This is a genomic window from Algimonas arctica (assembly GCF_014652695.1).
Taxonomy (GTDB): Bacteria; Pseudomonadota; Alphaproteobacteria; order Caulobacterales; family Maricaulaceae; genus Litorimonas; species Litorimonas arctica.
Window position 1 is genome coordinate 1 of sequence record NZ_BMZH01000039.1, and the last position, 1,802, is coordinate 1,802.

1 protein-coding gene is annotated in these 1,802 nt (G+C 46.8%); it reads left to right on the forward strand.

Annotated elements, in window-relative coordinates:
• On the forward strand, window positions 1-739 hold a 739-nt coding region (locus IE105_RS15240), incomplete at its 5' end, for a TolC family protein (RefSeq protein ID WP_233354220.1).
• Window positions 740-1,802 lie beyond the last annotated feature (1,063 nt).

Sequence of the window (1,802 nt, forward strand, 5' to 3'; positions counted from 1 at the left end):
CACACTAACAGAGCGAGCAACCGTGGCCGCTGAAATCTCAGACGCGGAGGCATTCGCGCTTGACCTTAACTTCCAAATGGAAAGCGCATTGATTGAATTTGAACTCGCGACAGGGGCGTCACAAGCACCGTGCAACAAGACTTTTCAGCTCGCTGATACAATTCCTTCAACTTTCCTTTCAGACGATCAAATCTTACTGGAAAACCCAAATATTCAGGCCCTTAGAGGGCAAGCGGAGGCATTGGACGCGGACACGATGCGTCAAAAACGCTCTCGTTTGCCCATCATATCGGTGGTCGCGACTGGTTCCTATGCCTCAGTAAAAGATTTTGATCAGTTTGAATATCAAGACCGGATTGGAGTTGATATTAGTGTTCCGCTCTATGAGGGCAATGGTCTTCGGGCGGCGACCCAACGCGCCAATTCGCGTGCTCAACAGGCTAAGAGTGAAGTGTTAATCGCAGAACGCGATTTGCGGCGGGAATTACAAATTACCCGCAGCCACATTAAAATACTACGCAGTCAACGTCGGATCCGCCAAGAGGCCAAGGCGCAAAACGCGATCCTGCTTCAGGCAGCAGAAGACGAAAGGTCTGCTGGAAGGCTGACGTTTCGGCAGCTGACAGAGATACGTCTGGATTTTGAGGCGTCCGTCTTAGAGGAAATATCGACGCGTTTTGATCTGATCAGGCAGAGAATTAAACTTGATTTATTAAGCGGTCAAATTCCAAGAATTTGATGATGTACGCGTCGGTTAGACGTGCCGGTAAAAAGATTTTACATTGATCTAGTAAACCTTTTACCAGCCCATTCTTTGTGATCCTAATTGGCGCCAGCTACAAACTTCACCAGCTTATGAATTATGAATGTCAATCGACTTGCGTTCTTAGGACTATTGAGAACCGCCCAAGTCGGCATACGTCTCATAGCTGCCGTCCTTGATTGGGTCAGTTTGTGCTAGCACTGCCGACAAATCATTGGACTTCGCGTACAAAGCACGCGGGAGTGTCTTGCGGCCCAATCTGAGGGCCTTGTCTCGGTAGTGGCGCTCACACGGTGTGGGTGCAATGCGAGGGATACAAAGAGGGATACAATAAGTTGATTTATCCCGTCTAAGTATCTGAAATTTATAGTTGTTAGATTGTGAATGGAGCGCATCGCCCGCTCCAATTTCCTGAGCCCCAAAATCAACGATCCGATGGGATATTGAAGCTAATTCGATGTTTTCAACTGGGTTCCGAGAGCAGCTCTTCGCGGGGTCACAGGGCCGCGGTTACTTCGCGGTTACATAACGAATATATCGACTGGCAAATGCGCGGCGAAACTTAGATATGGTAGTAAGCCTTCTTGCGTGATGTCGATGTGCTCATGGAAAACAAGTCAAACTTCAGCTTACACAATGTTGCGGTAAAAGCCGTCTGTCGGCTAATGTGGGGCCTAGCGGACCTTAGACGGGCGTCTTAAAACGCCCAAAGTAAGATACTGATATTTCCGGTCGTTATTTGGTTAATAAATATGAAATTCTCATCTCAATTTTAACACGCTTCTTTTAGAGCACCTGTTGGTTCGCCATTGATGACATCTGCGCCATCATTTGTTTACCATAATCGGAGAATAATTCGTAAATTTCTTGGTGTAAGTAGGTAAAATGTCACACCGACCAAGATCTAATTTTTTCCATGATACACGAGGAAACCTTGATGTGCCCCTAGCTTTGTAGACACCTTGTTGGGTAAAACTGGAAGCAAGGAGAGTGTCTTATGGGCAGTCGCATTCGATATACAGAAGAGTTTAAATTAGGG